Raw genomic sequence first — 16,070 nt, 5'->3', positions numbered from 1 at the left:
CGGCAGTAGCTCAGTTGGTAGAGCGCAACCTTGCCAAGGTTGAGGTCGAGAGTTCGAGACTCTTCTGCCGCTCCAGAATGCAATGGGGAAAACGAGTGATCGTTTTCCCCGTTTTCGTTCGTCCTTCACTCACGGCATTGAATCCGTTGGGCAAGACACCTCCGCGATTCATCTGCCTATCGCGTTTCTGCAAGAATCCTGTCACCGGGTTTGCCTACTATCGTCATCACGGGCGTTCCCTTGCCCGGGGTTGGCGGAATCTGGTGGGAGATGAAGATGAGGCGTTTCCTGATGGCAGGTGTGCGGCGCTGGGTGCGGTGGATCTGCGGCCCGGATGCGGAGCGCTTTCTTCTTGATGACGAGTGGCGCTCTCCACTTTTCGTTCCAGAGGTGGGCGTGGGGCAGGAGGTCTGATCCGGCTGGCGATCCGCTGGCACGCTCCATCCTCGCCAACCGGGCCGAATCGATCTAGTCTTCAGGCTGGAAAGGTGGCTGCGGGAGGTGTCGATGGGGTGCAAGCGGGTTTGGGCAGCGCTGTTGGGCGCCTGGCTGGCAGGGCCGGCGTTAGCCGTTTTCAAATGTACCGGCAGCGATGGCCGGGTGACCTACACGGATGGGCCATGCACTGCGGATAGCCGGGTGCAGGCCATCGACGTGCCGCCGCCCTTGAGCTCACGGGAGGAGGCGGAGGCACGCCGGCGCGGTGAGCGCCTGCTCGACGAAGCGCGGATCCTCGACGCCCGGCGCACTGCCGACGCCGTCGAGCGCCAGCGTCGTTGGGAGGCGGAACGGCAGGCCGAAACGGCCCAGCAGCGTGAGCCTGGGAGGGATGATGCAGACCGCTGGGGGGCAGTCTATCCCGCCCCGATATATGCCCGGCGCTGGCCGCCGGTCAAGTCGGTGCAGCCCAAGCCAAAACCTGTGCAGCAGGAGCGGCCGGCCCTGATACGGGCTTACCCGTTCCGTTGATCCGCCAGCATGCAGAGGTCGTCCCGGAGGGCAGGGGTGAATTCGTCCCGGGCAACGTCGCCCAGGACGAGCACACGAACTGGATGGCGAAAGTCCTTCCGTCGCACATTTGCGTGCAACGTGTCGATGACGCGCAGCGGAACGCCCTGCCGTGGCGTGTCGAGCACGATCAGCGTTGGGCGCCGTGGTTGCCAGCCAGCGAGGGCGGCGAGGCGGGGGGCGTCGATGTCGGTCAGCCAGGCATCGTCCCAGGGTTCGTCATCCCTCCGCGGCAGAAACCACAGCAGTGGACGCAACTGAACACCGACACGGTAGGCGATGCCGCCGAGACGGCTGCGCCCGTCGAGCTGGTGGTAACCCGCCAGCCGGTAACCGAAATCGTGGGCGGCGGCGCGGTGTGCCGCGGGAACGACGGCGAATGTGAGGGCTCGCGGCGGCACGGGAAGAGACCAGGGCGACAGCGTGGTGCCCGAGCCCGCGCCATCCATGACCCATCGGCGCAGCTCCGCATCCAGCGGCGTGGAGGCGGTATTACCCGCGGGCGTGCCGGTGATCGGCTGCAGCGCCGTGCTGTCGTAGCGATCGCGCAGGCGCGGCAGTCTCGGGGCCAGAGCGGCCAGCGCTGCTGCCAGAGCCAGCCCGGTGGTCAGCACGCGAAGCGGCCCCGCAGTTCGTTGAGGTTGAGTTCGCTGAGGATCGCCTCGATGCGCTCCATCGCGTTCTTGCGCGGCTGGCCGGTGTGGCGGGCGATGATCAGCTCGTTCTTCATCGAGTGTTCCCAGCCGACCAGCTCGGTCACCGTGACCTGGTAGCCATGGGCTTCCAGCTGCAGGCAACGCAGCACGTTGGTGAGCTGGCTGCCGAATTCCCGCGTGTGGATCGGATGGCGCCAGATCTCCGACAGGGGTGTCATGCCGAAGCTGGCGTTCTTGTTCTGGCGCAGCACGCTGGCCACTTCGGCCTGGCAGCAGGGCACCAGCACCACGAAGCGGGCCTTCTTGGCGAAGGCGAACTGGATCGCGTCGTCGGTGGCGGTGTTGCAGGCGTGCAGCGCGGTGACCACGTCGATGCGCTCGGGCAGTTCGGTGGAGCGGGTGGACTCCTCCACGCTCACGTCGAGGAAGCGCATGCGCGGGAAGCTCAGCCGCTCGGCCAGTTCGCGGGAGCGGGCGACCAGCTCGGCGCGGGTCTCGATGCCGAATACCGTGCCAGCCTCCTTCGCCTTGAGGAACAGGTCATAGAGGATGAAGCCCAGGTAGGACTTGCCGGCACCGTGGTCGGCCAGGTTCAGGTCGCCGTGCTGCTCCAGCACCTCGGCGAGCAGTGGCTCGATGAACTGGTACAGGTGATAGACCTGCTTGAGCTTGCGGCGGCTGTCCTGGTTGAGCTGGCCGTCGCGGGTCAGGATGTGGAGTTCCTTCAGCAGCTCGATCGACTGGCCGGGGCGGATCTCCGGATGGACCGCCGGCTTGGCTTCGGCGGCCGGACGGGCGGTGCCCGCGGCGGGCTTATTCCTGGCCATGCTTCTTGGACTCGGCCAGGCCGAGGGCCTTCCAGCCGGCGATGCCGAGTTTCTGCAGCGTTTCCATGTTGCGCTCGTAGATCATCTCCGCTTCCGGGAAGGCTTCCACGGCGCGGTCGATGCTCGCTTCGCGGATCAGGTGCAGCGTCGGATAGGGCGAGCGGTTGGTGTAATTGGTGATGTCGTCCGCCTCGGTGCCTTCGAACTGGAAGTCCGGGTGGAAGCTGGCGATCTGCAGCACGCCGTCCAGTTCGTGCTCGCTGACGGCTTCGTCGGCGATCTGCACTAGATCGTTGAAGTCGAGGAAGTCGGGGAACAGCGTCGGATGCACCAGCAGCGTGGTATCGGTGACTTCGGGATCGACGGACGCCAGATGGTCCAGCTCCTCGTCCAGCTGTTCAAGGAAGGCGTCGAGGTGGCGGGCATCGCTGACCACGATGCGGACCTGGTTCTTGACGTAGACCGACTTGGCGAACGGGCACAGGTTGAGGCCGATGACGGCCTTCTCGATCCATTCGCGGGTCGCGGCGATGACTTCTTCGTGGTTCATGGTGCGGTGTTTCCGGGGATTTCCTTCGAGGGACGCCATTTTGCCCTGATAATGGCGGGCTTTCATTGATTCAACGCACGCCCATGTCCATCCAGTGGTTTCCCGGTCACATGACGTCCGCCCGCAAGAAGGCGGCGGAGAGCATGGAGCGCATCGATGTGGTCATCGAGGTGCTCGACGCCCGCCTGCCCGAAGCGAGCAGCAACCCGATGATCCGCGAACTGCGCCTGCATCGCCAGCGGCCGTGCCTGAAGATCCTCAACAAGGCCGACCTCGCCGACCCGGCGGTGACGGCCCAGTGGATCGCCCACTACAACGCCCAGAAGGGTGTCAATGCGGTGGCCCTGTCGTGCAAGAAGCCCAGCGACGTGGCCAAGGTGGTCGGCCTGTGCCGGCCGCTGGCGCCGCACCGCAACGACCGCCTGAAGCCGCTGCGCATGATGATCATGGGCATCCCCAACGTGGGCAAGTCGACGCTGATGAACGCGCTGCTGAAGAAACGCGTGGCCAAGGTCGGCGACGAGCCGGCGGTGACCAAGAGCCAGCAGATCCTCGACCTGTCGCCCACCGCGACGCTGATCGACACGCCGGGCATGATGTGGCCGAAGATTGCCTACGATTCCGACGGTTTCATGCTCGCCGCCAGTCACGCGATCGGCCGCAACGCAGTGATCGACGAAGAGGTCGCCAACTTCCTCGGCGACCTGCTGCTGGCCCGTTATCCGGCCCTCGTCGCCAAGCGCTACGGGATCGCTGTTGAGGGCCTGGATGGTCCGGCGCTGGTGGAAGCGATCGCCCAGCGCCGCGGCTGCCGCCTGAAGGGCGGCGCGCTGGACATCGAGAAGGCCTCGCTGATCCTGCTGCAGGACTACCGCGATGGCGCCCTCGGTCGCGTCAGCCTGGAAACGCCGGCGACCCGCGCTGCGATGCTCGAAGCCCACGCCGCCATGCAGGCCGCCGCAGCCGCGGCGAAGGACGACGAGCGGGATCCGGACGCCGACGAGTAGGTAATAAGGGCGGCAAGGAAGAGGTTCGAACCCGCGGCCTGCGCGGGCGAATCCGGCCGGGCTCAAACCCGCAGCAGTACCGTCTTGAGCGGTGGATTGCCGTCCGGGCTGGGGAAGTCCTCTTCCGGCGTGATCCATTCGATCTCCCGCACTTCCCGTCCGGCCTTGCGGGTGCTGCGCACCAGCTGGTCGGCCCAGGCTTCGCGGTCCACCTGGGCGACGTTGTTGCAGCACATCAGCGTGCCGCCTTCGGCCGTACACAGCAGGGCCGGCTTGAAGAGCGCCGGATAGTCATTGACCAGGTCCACCACGCCGAAGGCGCTCTTGGCGTAGCGGGGCGGGTCGAGGAAGACCAGGTCGAAGCTGTGTTTCTCCAGTTCAGGGAAGGGCGGCATGCGCTTGCCGCGCACCACCTTCGGCTGGCCGAGGCCGGACAGCTGGCGCATCGCCGCGAAGGCGTCGCTCTTCACGAAGCGCAGGCGGATCGGCAGTTCGTTGAGGCGCGCATTGGCCTTGCCGACGGACAGGCTGGATTCGGCGAAGTCCACGTTCACCACGTGGCGGGCGCCGGCCTTGGCGGCGGCGACCCCGACGCCACAGGTGTAGGCGAACACGTTGAGCACCGATTTGCCGGCGGCTTCCGCCATCACCTTGCGGCGTGCGGCGCGCAGGTCGAGGAACAGCCACGGATCCTGCCCGGCGTGGCGGGCCTGTACGTTGTACTTGACCCCCAGTTCGGAGAACTCCCGCAGGGCTTCGGCCTTGGCCAGCTGGGCGGGCGGCAGCGGATTGCTGATGCGCGAGTTGGAGTGGCTGCGGTCGTTGTAGATCAGGTCGAGGCCCGGACAGGCTTCCGCATAGAAGGCCGTGATGGCTTCTTCTTCGGCCGTGCTCAGCGGGCTGTGGAAGGTCTGCACGAGGAGCAGGTCGCCGTAGCGGTCGACGGTGAGGCCGGGGCGGCCTTCCACGGTACCGTGGAAGAGCCGGTAGGCGTTGGTCTGTTCGGCGCCCAGGCGGGCGATCAGTTCATGACGGGCGGTAAGGGCCTGCGCCAGGGCAGGTATGAGGGCGGCGGAGCGTTCTGGCATGGTGGAGAGTCAGCAAGTGGCGTTGTTGTGTGACTCAGAGGCCGAAGAATTCTCGGATCTTCTTGCCCAGGGCAGCAACTTCGGAGCCCCGGTTGGCACTCTGGCCGGTTTTATCCTCAGCATACCCCCTTTCCAGGGCCTGGAAGTGGCTGAGGCGTTGTTCGAGGATGGACGACATGCCTTCGGCGAGCTCGGGTCGGCCTCGGATGATGTGCTCGAAGCCGGCCTTGTCGAGGCGGTAGGCCTCGACGTCGGTGGCGGCGATGACCGTCGCCCGGCGGGGGGCGCCGGTCATCAGGCCAAGCTCGCCGAAGACGCTGCCCGGGCCGCGTTTTTCGAGCAGGCGCGGGGGGCTGCCGTCGGCGGGCTGCCACCAGGCTTCGGCCTCACCGCTGACGATGATGTACAGCCAGTGGGCGATGGCGCCCTGGCGGGTCATGATGTCGCCGCGGGCGAAGGGTGCGTTGACGAGACGGCTGGCGAGTTCCAGCTGTTCCGCCTCGGACAGGCGCGAGAACAGGTCGATCTGCGCGATGGCCTGTTGGCGGCGGTTGAGCTCGCGGGCGCGGACCTCCTCCCGATGGGCTTCGCCTTCGGCGACCAGGTGGATGGTCTGGTCGCTGACCGCCAGGCGCAGGCCTTCCCGCTGCAGCGCAGCGAGGATGTGATGACGGACTTCCGAATCGGTAGCCTCGTCGGGGCCCGGGTCCATCAGCCAGTAGCGCACCGCGTAATGGGCATAGCCCGGACCGAAGTTGAGCAGCAGGCACTGGGGCACCGGGTCGGCGCTCACATTGGGGATGCGGGCGGTGGAGATGTCCTGCAGCACAGTGTGGGTCACGCGACCCGGCGGTACCGACAGATCCACGTCGAAGCCGATGCTGCGCCGTTGCAGCGGCAGGGTCTGGCGCTTGTTGCAGATCAGCGCGTAGCGGTTCTTCATCAGGTGGCTGTTGGGAATCACGACCCGCTCGCCGCTGCGGCAGATGATCGCGGTGTAGCGCCACTGGATGTCGCTGACGCGGCCGGCGAGGTCGTCCATCTGGATCCAGTCGCCGATCTCCAGGGAGTTGTCCATCTGCAGGGCCAGCCCGCCGAGCAGGTTGCCCAGGGTTTCCTGCATCGAGATGGCAACCACCGCAGTGAGCACCGCCGATGTGGTGAGCAGGTGGGACAGCTGCATGCCGGCCAGGTTGAGGCGCAGGAAGGCCCAGGCCACGTAGCCGACGATGACCAGGATGTCGCCGAGGATGCCGGAGATGCGGATGCCGACTCGCGGCAGCACTACGTCGAACAGGGCCAGGCCCAGGTAGCGGATAACCGCCAGCCCTTCGCCGAACACCGCCATCTGGCGCAACCAGTGCAGCGCGGCGGGTTCCATGTGCCCTTCCAGGCTGCCGGCCAGCAGGTCGCCGAGCAGGCAGGCGCTGAAGAACACGCCGGTATTGACGAGGGAGCGCCGCCAGCTGCGCAACGGGCCGAAGATCAGTGTGCCGCCGACGATCATCAGCAGGATGGCGAAGGGCGCCTCCGGGCTCAGCAGGGGAATGTGCATGGTCTCGGGATACCGCTCTGGTGCGGCATCATGATCGGTGGGGCAATGGGAAACAGCCCCGCGCCTCTCGCGAGGGGCGGGGCCGGCGGTGTTCGGCGGAGGCTAGAGTGCGGCGCGCAGGCGGGCCGCCATCTCGTCGAGTTCGACGCGGCTCGGCGCGGTGGCCGGCCACACGCCGGGCAGCTTGTCGCCGGTCACGCGGGGCAGCACGTGGAGGTGGAAGTGGAAGACGGTCTGCCCGCCGGCCACTTCGTTGGCCTGGAACAGGGACACGCCCTCGCAGCCGGCGGCTTCCCGCACCGCCTTGGCGACCCGCGTGGTGGTGCGGAACACCGCCTCGGCGAGTTCGTCTTCCAGGGTGTAGATGTTCTCCCGGTGCGGCTTGGCGATGACCAGCGTATGGCCCGGGTTGCCGGCCATGATGTTCATGAAGGCGAGGGTGTGCTCATCCTCGTAAACCTTCGATGCGGGCAGCTCGCCGCGCACGATGCGGCAGAAAATGCAGTCGTCCATGGGTCTCTCTCCTTGTGATGTGTTCTTGTCGTGCCGTGTTGCAGGGCCAGGCCCAGGCACCGGGGCTTATTTTCCAGTTGGGGCGAATTCATTCGCCCCAACGAGTCAGTCTTCTGCCCGGTCGGCCAGTGCCCTGCGCAGGTTGTATTCGTTTTGCCAGCTTTTGCGCAAGGGGTCGGCGTGGGCGTAGTGGTGGCTTTCTTCCGGGCTCTGGGCGTGGAAGGTTTCGACGGTGCGCTGCAGCAGGTGGTGGTGCGGCAGCATCGTACCGAAGAACAGCACGTCCTCGGCGCGCTGGATCAGCACGGTGGGAAAGTTCTCGACATCGTAGTCGTCGAGCAGGTCGGCTTCGTCTTCCACGTCGAGCCACAGGAAGCGGGCGTTCGGGAAGTGTTCGGCCATGGCTTCGAAGCCGGCGCGGTAGTCGCGGCAGGTGCCGCACCAGGCAGCACACAGGCAGGCGACAAGGAATTCGGGCGTGTCGGTCGGGGTGGTCATGGGGCGGTCTTGTCCGGAGGGGCAGGGGCGGGCGCTGCCGGGGCGCTTTCCAGGGCGATCCACTTCAGCCACTGGCCGCAGGCGTTGCGCGGGCCGCGACGGCTGGTGCCGTGCCAGGGGCCTTCCTGGCAGGGGCCGCGGTCGTTGTCCTCATCGTATTCGACGGTGTCGGGCTCGGCACCGGGCCGTCGTTCGCCGCCCCAGCGGTTGCAGCTGAGGCAGCGGCGACGTTCTGCAGACTGGGTGGCCAAGGCGAAGTTCCGTGCCGCTCAGTCGTCCAGCGTGGTCGAGGCGAGCAGGGTGCCGTCCTCGGCGTAGTCCATCAGCGTGGTTTCCTCGTCGATCACCTGCACGACCTTGGCCTGCTGCAGGGCGCCGCTCGGGTAGTAGCTGTAATGGTGGGCGGATTCGATCTCGCCGTAGACGACCTTCTCGCAGGTGGTCATGCGGTCGGCCGCGTCGTAGTAGGCGCGGTAGAAGGTGATGCGATTGCGCAGGTCCGCTTCTTCCAGCGGCGAGGTGAGGTTCAGCGGCAGGCTGACGCCGCTGTAGGTGACGAAGTGGCGGACGGTGCTGGCGGTTTCGGTGCTCATGGCGTCATAAGGCGGGTGTGGGTGGTGTCCCGCCATTATGACGCGCTGCCGCATCAATGGGTGGCCGCGGCATCCTTGCGCAGGGCGTAGCGGTTGGCCAGCAGCGAGCACACGAAGAGCTGGATCTGGTGGTAGAACATGATCGGCAGCACGATCAGGCCGATGGCGGGGTTGGCGCCGAACAGCAGCTTGGCCATCGGCACGCCGGAGGCGAGGGTCTTCTTCGAGCCGCAGAACACCGTGGTGATTTCGTCTTCCACCTTGAAGCCGAAGCGCCGCGACAGCCAGGTGGTCAGCACCAACACCAGGGCCAGCACCAGGGCGGCGCCGAGCATCGCCGTGAGCAGCGTGCCGATGCCGTTGTTGCGCCACAGGCCCGAAGCCACCGAGTCGCAGAAGGCCGAGTACACCAGCATCAGGATCACCCAGCGGTCGAGCAGGGTGGTCAGCTTCTTGTGGCGCTGGTGCCAGGCGTGCAGCAGCGGGCGCATCAGCTGGCCGAGCACGAGGGGCAACAAGAGCAGCTTGGCGATGCTCAGCACGGTTGCGAGGAAGGGCAGGCCCTGGCCGTCCACTTGGGTGAACAGGGTCACCAGCAGCGGCGTCAGCACGATGCCCAGCACGCTCGACAGGGTGGCGTTGAAGATCGCCGCCGGCACGTTACCGCGGGCCAGGCCGGTCATCGCCACCGACGACGAGATGGTGGACGGCAGCGCGCACAGGTAGCAGAAGCCCAGCGCCAAGTCGCGGGGCAGCCATTGGCCGACCAGCGCGTCGGCGATGAACCACACCAGCGGGAAGACTGCGAAGGTCATGCTCTGCACCACCGCGTGGATGCGCCAGTTCATGATGCCCTGGCGCAGGCTGGCGAAGGACAGGCCCAGGCCGTGCAGGAAGAACACGATGGCGATGCCGATGTCGGTGAGCACGTCGCCATGCAGAACGCCGCCGCTGCGGCCCAGGTCGGGTAGCAGGGTGGCGAGGACGACCGCGCCGAACATGCCGACGAGGAACCATTCCTTGTGCAGCCAGGTGCGCAGTTGTTGGAGGCCGCTTGCAGTGTTGGGGTTGGAGGGCACGTTGGGCTCCATGTCGTTATGGGTATGGTGGTGCACTCTAAGGTGTGGCAGGCTGTCTTTCTAACGACAGATCGACAACGAATAGCGATTAACTGACAAGCTATCCATGAACGCCCCCAACAAGCGCAACGTGCCGAGCATGGCGAGCCTGCCGCGCCCGCTGTACAACCGCCATGAAAGCCTGGCGCCCGGTTCATGGACCGAGGAGCACAGCCATCCATGGTGCCAGCTGTCCTACGCCAGCAGCGGCGTGCTGGGGGTGCGTACGGCAGCCGGCGACTATGTGGCGCCGCCGCGCTTCGCGGTGTGGATTCCGCCGGACCTGCCGCACCAGGTGGTCAACCGCCGCCGCACCGAGATGCGCAGCCTGTACGTCACGCCGGCCGCGGCGGCGGCCCTGCCGGCGGAATGCTGCGTGCTGGAGATGAGCCCGCTGGTGCGGGAGCTGATCCGGCGCATCGGTGAGTTGCCGGTGGAGTACGACGAGGCCGGCCCGGCGGGGCGGCTGGTGGCAGTGCTGCTGGACGAGCTGGCCGGGCTGCCGCGGGCCGGCTTCGGCCTGCCGCTGCCGCAGGACCGGCGCCTCAGCGTGATCTGCGCGGCGCTGCAGGAGCAGCCGGACGACACGCGCAGCCTGGCCCAGTGGGCCGTTGAGGCCGGGGCGTCGGAGCGCACGCTGGCGCGCCTGTTCGTCAAGGAGACCGGGCTGGGCTTCGGCGAGTGGCGGCAGCGCCTGCGTCTGCTGCTGTCCCTCGATGCGCTGGAGGCCGGCGACAGCGTGACGGACGTGGCCCTGGCCCATGGCTACGAATCCACCTCGGCCTTCATCGCCGCCTTCCGCGGCATGTTCGGCGTGACGCCCGGCGAACTGCGCGGCCGCACCGCGTTATAAGCGCCCCCAGGGCCGGGCTGTGTCCAGCCGGCCCCCCGAGGGGGCAAGAAAACCCGGGGCGGCCCGACGTTTCCTTGAGAGCGGCGCGCTCTATTGCGCGGTAGCGGCTTCCGGTTCGGCCGGGGCGTTCATCTGGCGCAGCGTGGCGACCAGGTCGGTGAAGCGCTCGCCCTGCACTACCACGTGGGCACGCAGCAGGCTGGCGGCCTGCTCGCCGTCGCCGGCGACGATGGCCTCAACGATGCCCGCGTGCTCCGAGAACGAGGACTGCATGCGGTTGCGCACCCGCAGCTGCAGGCGCCGGTAGGGGCGCAGGCGGCGGTGCAGCGCAGTGGCCTGCTCGGCGAGGAAGCCGTTGTGGCTGGCCTCGTAGATGCGGCGGTGGAAGACTTCGTTGAGCTGGTAATACAGATCCGGCTTGCCGGCGTCCCGCGCTTCCTCGCAAGCCTGGTGGGCATCGCGCAGGCGGGCCAGCTCGGCTGGCAGGATGCGCCGCGCGGCCAGGCGGCCACACATCGACTCCAGCTCGGCCATCACCTCGAACATTTCACATAGCCGGTCGGCGCTCATCTCCGGAACCGTCGCGCCGCGGCGCGGGCGGATATCCACCAGGCCGATTGACGCCAGCTGGATCAGTGCCTCGCGGATCGGCGTGCGCGACACGCCGAAGGCGGCGGCCAGTTCCTGCTCGTCCAGGCGCATGCCCGGCGGGTAAACGCCGGTGACGATGCGTTCCTCGATTTCCTCGCCCAGTTGCTCCGAGCGCCGGACCGGCGTGGGGTTGAGTGCGTCCATGTTTTGCTCCTTTCGATTGACTATACAAAGCCCTTGACTTTGTGTCCACGGAGATTAATCTTGTATACACAAACAAAACTTATGAATACATAAACGCTGCTAGTGAATTCATGAGTTGCGTTTGAAAGCTCATCAAGAAGCTCGGTAAATCCCATCACCGTGGCCCGGCCACACTAGGAGGAAACGAAATGATCATTTACGGAACGGCCATCCTGGCCGCCTGCCACCTGCTCGGCGTCTATATAGGCGACCTGCTGGGCGCCTTCATCGGCGTCAAGGCCAACGTCGGCGGCGTCGGCATCGCGATGATGCTGCTGATCTCGGCGCGGGTTTATCTGCACAAGCGCGGCCTGATGCCCGACACCACCGAGGCCGGCGTGGGTTTCTGGGCCGCCATGTACATCCCGGTGGTGGTCGCCATGGCTGCCCAGCAGAACGTGGTGGCGGCCCTCAAGGGCGGCCCGGTGGCACTGATCTCCGCGGTCGGTGCGGTGCTGCTGTGCGCCTGCACGATCGCCCTGATCAACCGTACCGGCCCGAAGAGCCAGGATGCCTCCTGGCAGACCGGCACCGTGGCCGAAGAGTCCTGAGGGAAGAGAGGAAGACACCATGGAAATGATTGAACACGCCATCCGCGAAAACAGCCTCGTCGGCGCCTTCGCCTTCGTCGGCCTGATCATGTGGATCTCGGTCCACCTGTCCCGCAAGCTCACCTTCGGCCGTGTGCATGGCTCGGCCATCGCCATCGTGATCGGCCTGGCGCTGGCCTACTGGGGCGGCATCCAGACCGGCGGCAGCAAGGGCCTCGCCGATCTCAAGCTGTTCGCCGGCATCGGCCTGATGGGCGGCGCCATGATGCGCGACTTCGCGATCGTCGCCACCGCCTTCGAGGTGCATGTGGATGAGGCCAAGAAAGCCGGTCTGGTCGGCGTGATGGCCCTGCTGCTGGGCACCATCATTCCCTTCGTTGTCGGGGCCAGCGTGGCCTGGTCGATGGGCTACACCGACGCGGTGGCGATGACCACCATCGGCGCCGGCGCGGTGACCTACATCGTCGGCCCGGTGACCGGCGCCGCCATCGGCGCCAGCTCCGACCTGATGGCGCTGGCCATCGCCACCGGCCTCATCAAGGCCATCATGGTGATGGTGTTCACGCCGGTCGCCGCCCGCTTCATGGGCCTCGACAACCCGCGCTCGGCGATGGTCTTCGGCGGCCTCGCCGGTACCGTCAGCGGCGTGTCGGCGGGCCTGGCCGCCACCGACCGGCGCCTGGTCCCCTACGGCGCGCTGGTCGCCACCTTCCACACCGGCCTGGGCTGCCTGATGGGCCCGTCGGTCCTGTTCCTGGCCACCAAGGCCATCGTCGGCTGAGCCGGCTTCCCCAACCTGACACAACAGGAGATTCCATGAACGCTCCCCATCCTGCCGGAGCCTGGGACACCCGTCGCCGTGGCCGCCAGCAGCGCCTGGAACGGGCCGCCGCCCTCGGGCTGGCGCGCCGCGTCGAGGCGCCCCGCGTCGGCGAGCTGCTCGAAGCGGTGATCGAACCGGGCGACCGGGTCTGCCTCGAAGGCAACAACCAGAAGCAGGCCGACTTTCTTTCCGAAACCCTGGCCGACTGCAGCCCCGAACGCCTGCACGACCTGCACATGGTGCAGTCGGTGCTGGCCCTGCCCAGCCATGTGGATTTGTTCGAGCGCGGCATCGCCAGCAAGCTCGACTTCTCCTTCTCCGGCCCCCAGGGCGGGCGTCTGGCCCGTCTGGTGCAGGACCGCCAGATCGAGATCGGCGCGATCCACACCTACCTGGAACTGTTCGGCCGCTACTTCGTGGACCTGACCCCGAACGTGTGCCTGATCGCCGCCCACGCCGCGGACGCCGCCGGCAATCTGTACACCGGCCCCAACACCGAGGACACGCCGGCCATCGTCGAGGCGACAGCCTTCAAGGGTGGCATCGTGATCGCCCAGGTGAACGAGCTGGTGGACACGCTGCCGCGGGTGGACATCCCCGCCGACTGGGTGGATTTCTACGTCGTCGCGCCGCGGCCCAACTACATCGAGCCGCTGTTCACCCGCGACCCGGCGCAGATCACCGACGTGCAGGTGCTGATGGCGATGATGGCCTTGAAGGGCATCTACGCCGAGTACGGCGTCAAGCGCCTCAACCACGGCATCGGCTTCGACACCGCGGCCATCGAGCTGCTGCTGCCGACCTACGCCACCGAGCTGGGCCTGAAGGGCAAGATCTGCACCCACTGGGCGCTCAACCCGCACCCGACGCTGATCCCGGCCATCGAGTCCGGCTGCGTCGAGTCCATCCACAGCTTCGGCTCTGAAGTGGGCATGGAGAACTACATCCCGGCCCGCTCCGATGTGTTCTTCACCGGCGCCGACGGCAGCATGCGCTCCAACCGGGCCTTCAGCCAGACAGCCGGCCTGTACGCCTGCGACATGTTCATCGGCTCGACGTTGCAGATGGACCTGGCCGGCAACAGCTCGACCGCCACGCTGGGGCGCATCACCGGCTTCGGCGGCGCGCCCAACATGGGCTCCGATCCCCACGGCCGCCGTCACGCCTCGCCGGCCTGGCTGAAGGCCGGCCGCGAAGCTGGCGGGCCGAACGCGATCCGCGGCCGCAAGCTGGTGGTGCAGATGGTCGAGACCTTCCGCGAGCACATGGCGCCGGTCTTCGTCGAAGAGCTGGACGCCTGGAAGCTGCAGGAGAGCATGGGCATGGAGTTGCCGCCGATCATGATCTACGGCGACGACGTGACCCACATCGTGACCGAGGAGGGCATCGCCAACCTGCTGCTGTGCCGCACGCCGGAAGAGCGCGAACAGGCCATCCGCGGCGTCGCCGGCTTCACGCCGGTGGGCATGGCCCGCGATCGCCAGATGGTCGAACAACTGCGCCAGCGCGGCGTGATCCGCCGCGCCGAAGACCTGGGCATCGACCCTCGCCGGGCCAACCGCGACCTGCTCGCGGCCCGTTCCATCAAAGACCTCGTGCGCTGGTCGGGCGGCCTCTACGCCCCGCCGGCCCGTTTCCGCAACTGGTGAGCACCATGGAAAAACTCGAATTCCGTTTCCCCGCCCAGCCCGCTACGCCGGCCGCCGGCGCGGCCCTGTGCGGCGTGGTCGGCTCCGGCAACCTGGAGATCCTGATCCGTCCGGGCGACGAGGCCGACGCCTGCGTCGTGTCGGTGAAGACCTCGGCCCGCGGCTTCGGCCGCATCTGGGAGGCCGTCATCGCCGAATTCGCTGCCCGCCACGCGGCCGGCGGCACCCGCATCGCCATCAACGACATGGGCGCGACCCCGGCGGTCGTCAGCCTGCGCCTGGGCCAGGCCCTCGGCGAATACACCGGAGGTGTCCAATGAACGCGCCCGTGGCCAACAAGCTGGTGCTGCGCCGCAGTTACTTCGAGGCCAGCGCCCGCGCCCGCGTGGCGGCGGTGCTGGATGCCGGCAGCTTCCGCGAATTTTTGCCGCCGGAGGCCTCCGAGCCGAGCCCGCACCTGGCGGTGCTGGACATCCCCGGCGCCTTCGACGATGGCGTGATCGTCGGGGCGGCGAGCCTCGGCGGACGGCCGGTGCTGGTGATCGCCCAGGAAGGGCAGTTCATGGGCGGCGCGGTGGGTGAGATCCACGGCGCCAAGATCGTCGGCCTGCTGCGCCGCGCGGTGCAGGACAAGCCGGCGGCGGTGATCTTCATGGCTGACTCCGGCGGCGTGCGCCTGCACGAAGCCAACGCCGGGCTGATCGCCATCTCCGAGGTCATGCGGGCGGTGCTCGACACGCGGGCAGCCGGCGTGCCGGTTATCGCGCTGGTCGGCGGCAGCTGCGGCGCCTTCGGCGGCATGGGCATCGTGTCGCGCCTGTGCTCGGCGATCGTGATGTCCGAGGAGGGGCGGCTGGCCCTGTCCGGCCCGGAGGTCATCGAGACCGTCGCCGGCGTCGAGGAGTTCGACTCCAAGGACCGCGCGCTGGTGTGGCGCGTCACCGGCGGCAAGCACCGCTACCTGACCGGCGACTGCGCCGAACTGGTGGAGGACGATGCGGCCAGCTTCCGTGACGGCGCCATCGCGCTGCTGTCCGGCTGGCAGAAGCCGATGCCGGCGAGCAGCACGTTGCGTGCCGAGCAGGCGCGCCTGACGGAGCGCCGCCAGCGCTTCGCCGGCCTGCGCGACGGCCTCGACGTGTGGCAGGCCCTCGGCGTTGCCGAACCCAGACAGATTCCGCTGATGGACCGGGACAGCCTGGTCGCCCTGAAGAAAGGATTGCCGGCATGAACCTCCAGCACATTCTCGACGGCCTCTTCCCGGCCGGGCACGACGTGAGCGTCCACGGCCAGCTCGTCGCCGGCTGCGCCCAGACCGCCCTCGGCACGGTGACGGTGCTCGGCACCACCGACGCCGCCGCCATCGGCCATGACATCGCCCTCGGCCTGGCTGGGCGGGTGCTCGATGTGGTCGATGAGCATCCCGGCCGGCCCATCGTCTTCCTCGTCGATACCAAGGGTCAGGCCCTGTCCCGCGCCGAGGAGCTGCTGTGCCTCAACGGCAGCCTGGCCCACCTGGCCCGCTGCGTGGACCTGGCCCGCCGCCAGGGGCACACGAGCCTCGCGCTGGTGACCGGCGAGGCAGTCAGCGGCGGCTTCCTGTCCTTCGGTCTGATGGCGGACAAGACCTATGCGCTGGCCGACGCCCAGGTGCGCGTGATGGACTTGAAGGCGATGGCGCGGGTCACCAAGATCCCGTACGAGCGCCTGCAGGAGCTGGCTGCCGAATCGCCGACCTTCGCGCCCGGCGCCGAGAACTACCTGCGCATGGGCGCCATCGAGGCGATCTGGGACGCGCCGCGTGCCGCGCTGCTGGAGGCGGCGCTGGCCGGCCAGCAGGCCGCCGGGCCAGCCGCCGACGAGCGGATGGCCCGTGGTGCGGAGCGGGGCGGGCGCCATCTCGCCGCAGCCACGGCGGCCGCCGTGGTGTCGGCCTGAGGCGCGACG

21 protein-coding genes are annotated in these 16,070 nt (G+C 67.7%); 10 read left to right on the top strand and 11 right to left on the bottom strand.

What is annotated here, in order from left to right; all coding sequences use genetic code 11:
- Together B4920_RS30005 and B4920_RS22170 are read left to right on the top strand one after the other, a co-directional pair.
- A partial coding sequence (locus tag B4920_RS30005) for a hypothetical protein (protein WP_216819988.1) occupies positions 1-356 on the top strand: 356 nt, incomplete at its 5' end.
- 151 nt (positions 357-507) lie between these two features.
- Positions 508-969 carry a DUF4124 domain-containing protein gene (locus B4920_RS22170; protein ID WP_079436859.1) on the top strand — a complete coding sequence of 154 codons (462 nt, stop codon included), beginning with the start codon at positions 508-510 and terminating at the stop codon, positions 967-969.
- On the opposite strand, the gene B4920_RS22165 is transcribed toward B4920_RS22170, so the two are convergent.
- Genes B4920_RS22165 through B4920_RS22155 form a run of 3 tightly spaced genes read right to left on the bottom strand, consistent with a single transcriptional unit; the run spans position 954 to position 3,041 of the window.
- Positions 954-1,622 carry a hypothetical protein gene (locus B4920_RS22165; protein ID WP_079436858.1) on the bottom strand — a complete coding sequence of 223 codons (669 nt, stop codon included), beginning with the start codon at positions 1,620-1,622 and terminating at the stop codon, positions 954-956. The two genes, B4920_RS22170 and B4920_RS22165, sit on opposite strands and share 16 nt — an antisense overlap.
- Positions 1,616-2,491, bottom strand: coding sequence for an SAM-dependent methyltransferase (locus B4920_RS22160; protein WP_079436857.1), 876 nt, complete (start codon positions 2,489-2,491; stop codon positions 1,616-1,618). Before B4920_RS22160 ends, B4920_RS22165 begins: the two co-directional genes overlap by 7 nt.
- Positions 2,478-3,041, bottom strand: coding sequence for a DUF1415 domain-containing protein (locus B4920_RS22155; RefSeq protein WP_079436856.1), 564 nt, complete (start codon positions 3,039-3,041; stop codon positions 2,478-2,480). The genes B4920_RS22160 and B4920_RS22155 overlap by 14 nt, the downstream gene beginning before the upstream one ends.
- Positions 3,042-3,124: 83 nt before the next feature.
- Here B4920_RS22155 and ylqF point away from each other — a divergent pair, with 83 nt between their 5' ends.
- On the top strand, positions 3,125-4,048 hold the full coding sequence (gene ylqF, locus B4920_RS22150; protein WP_079436855.1) for a ribosome biogenesis GTPase YlqF: 924 nt from the start codon (positions 3,125-3,127) through the stop codon (positions 4,046-4,048).
- 62 nt (positions 4,049-4,110) lie between these two features.
- Here ylqF and B4920_RS22145 read toward each other — a convergent pair whose 3' ends face one another.
- The 7 genes from B4920_RS22145 to B4920_RS22115 form a co-directional block, all read right to left on the bottom strand.
- A complete protein-coding gene (locus B4920_RS22145) occupies positions 4,111-5,136 on the bottom strand; it encodes a class I SAM-dependent rRNA methyltransferase (protein WP_079436854.1) in 1,026 nt (341 codons plus the stop codon).
- Between the two features lie 34 nt (positions 5,137-5,170).
- Positions 5,171-6,691 (bottom strand): mechanosensitive ion channel family protein, encoded by a 1,521-nt coding sequence (locus B4920_RS22140; RefSeq protein ID WP_079436853.1) that lies wholly within the window; start codon positions 6,689-6,691, stop codon positions 5,171-5,173.
- 102 nt (positions 6,692-6,793) lie between these two features.
- On the bottom strand, positions 6,794-7,204 hold the full coding sequence (locus B4920_RS22135) for an HIT family protein (protein WP_079436852.1): 411 nt from the start codon (positions 7,202-7,204) through the stop codon (positions 6,794-6,796).
- A gap of 105 nt (positions 7,205-7,309) precedes the next feature.
- Positions 7,310-7,702 carry a thioredoxin family protein gene (locus tag B4920_RS22130; protein WP_079436851.1) on the bottom strand — a complete coding sequence of 131 codons (393 nt, stop codon included), beginning with the start codon at positions 7,700-7,702 and terminating at the stop codon, positions 7,310-7,312.
- A complete protein-coding gene (locus B4920_RS22125; RefSeq protein ID WP_079436850.1) occupies positions 7,699-7,953 on the bottom strand; it encodes a hypothetical protein in 255 nt (84 codons plus the stop codon). The genes B4920_RS22130 and B4920_RS22125 overlap by 4 nt, the downstream gene beginning before the upstream one ends.
- Positions 7,954-7,971: 18 nt before the next feature.
- Positions 7,972-8,295 carry a DUF6156 family protein gene (locus B4920_RS22120; RefSeq protein WP_079436849.1) on the bottom strand — a complete coding sequence of 108 codons (324 nt, stop codon included), beginning with the start codon at positions 8,293-8,295 and terminating at the stop codon, positions 7,972-7,974.
- A gap of 53 nt (positions 8,296-8,348) precedes the next feature.
- Positions 8,349-9,374 (bottom strand): bile acid:sodium symporter family protein, encoded by a 1,026-nt coding sequence (locus B4920_RS22115; protein ID WP_254051020.1) that lies wholly within the window; start codon positions 9,372-9,374, stop codon positions 8,349-8,351.
- A gap of 106 nt (positions 9,375-9,480) precedes the next feature.
- On the opposite strand from B4920_RS22115, the gene B4920_RS22110 reads away from it, so the two are divergent.
- Positions 9,481-10,266, top strand: a complete 786-nt coding sequence (locus B4920_RS22110) for a helix-turn-helix domain-containing protein (RefSeq protein WP_079436847.1) — start codon at positions 9,481-9,483, stop codon at positions 10,264-10,266.
- Between the two features lie 90 nt (positions 10,267-10,356).
- Here B4920_RS22110 and B4920_RS22105 read toward each other — a convergent pair whose 3' ends face one another.
- The gene (locus B4920_RS22105; RefSeq protein ID WP_079436846.1) at positions 10,357-11,061 is read right to left on the bottom strand and encodes a GntR family transcriptional regulator; all 705 of its coding nucleotides are present in this window, start codon (positions 11,059-11,061) and stop codon (positions 10,357-10,359) included.
- Positions 11,062-11,249: 188 nt separating this feature from the next.
- On the opposite strand from B4920_RS22105, the gene madL reads away from it, so the two are divergent.
- From madL to mdcE, 6 genes are read left to right on the top strand one after another with little or no spacing between them, the layout of a single operon-like run.
- On the top strand, positions 11,250-11,651 hold the full coding sequence (gene madL / locus B4920_RS22100) for a malonate transporter subunit MadL (protein WP_079436845.1): 402 nt from the start codon (positions 11,250-11,252) through the stop codon (positions 11,649-11,651).
- Between the two features lie 19 nt (positions 11,652-11,670).
- On the top strand, positions 11,671-12,432 hold the full coding sequence (gene madM / locus B4920_RS22095) for a malonate transporter subunit MadM (protein WP_079436844.1): 762 nt from the start codon (positions 11,671-11,673) through the stop codon (positions 12,430-12,432).
- A gap of 35 nt (positions 12,433-12,467) precedes the next feature.
- Positions 12,468-14,123, top strand: a complete 1,656-nt coding sequence (mdcA, locus tag B4920_RS22090; RefSeq protein WP_079436843.1) for a malonate decarboxylase subunit alpha — start codon at positions 12,468-12,470, stop codon at positions 14,121-14,123.
- Between the two features lie 5 nt (positions 14,124-14,128).
- Positions 14,129-14,443: a malonate decarboxylase acyl carrier protein gene (gene mdcC, locus B4920_RS22085; RefSeq protein ID WP_079436842.1), complete on the top strand. Its 315-nt coding sequence runs from the start codon at positions 14,129-14,131 to the stop codon at positions 14,441-14,443.
- Positions 14,440-15,354, top strand: coding sequence for a biotin-independent malonate decarboxylase subunit beta (locus B4920_RS22080; RefSeq protein WP_079436841.1), 915 nt, complete (start codon positions 14,440-14,442; stop codon positions 15,352-15,354). The genes mdcC and B4920_RS22080 overlap by 4 nt, the downstream gene beginning before the upstream one ends.
- Complete coding sequence (gene mdcE, locus B4920_RS22075) at positions 15,351-16,061, top strand: biotin-independent malonate decarboxylase subunit gamma (protein ID WP_079436840.1); 711 nt, start codon at positions 15,351-15,353, stop codon at positions 16,059-16,061. Before B4920_RS22080 ends, mdcE begins: the two co-directional genes overlap by 4 nt.
- The last annotated feature ends 9 nt before the right edge of the window (positions 16,062-16,070 follow it).

Origin of the sequence: Zoogloea sp. LCSB751 (genome assembly GCF_002028455.1) — a bacterium.
Taxonomy (GTDB): Bacteria; Pseudomonadota; Gammaproteobacteria; order Burkholderiales; family Rhodocyclaceae; genus Zoogloea.
Note: the sequence above shows the minus strand (reverse complement) of the source record. Positions and strands in the feature narration are given on the sequence as shown.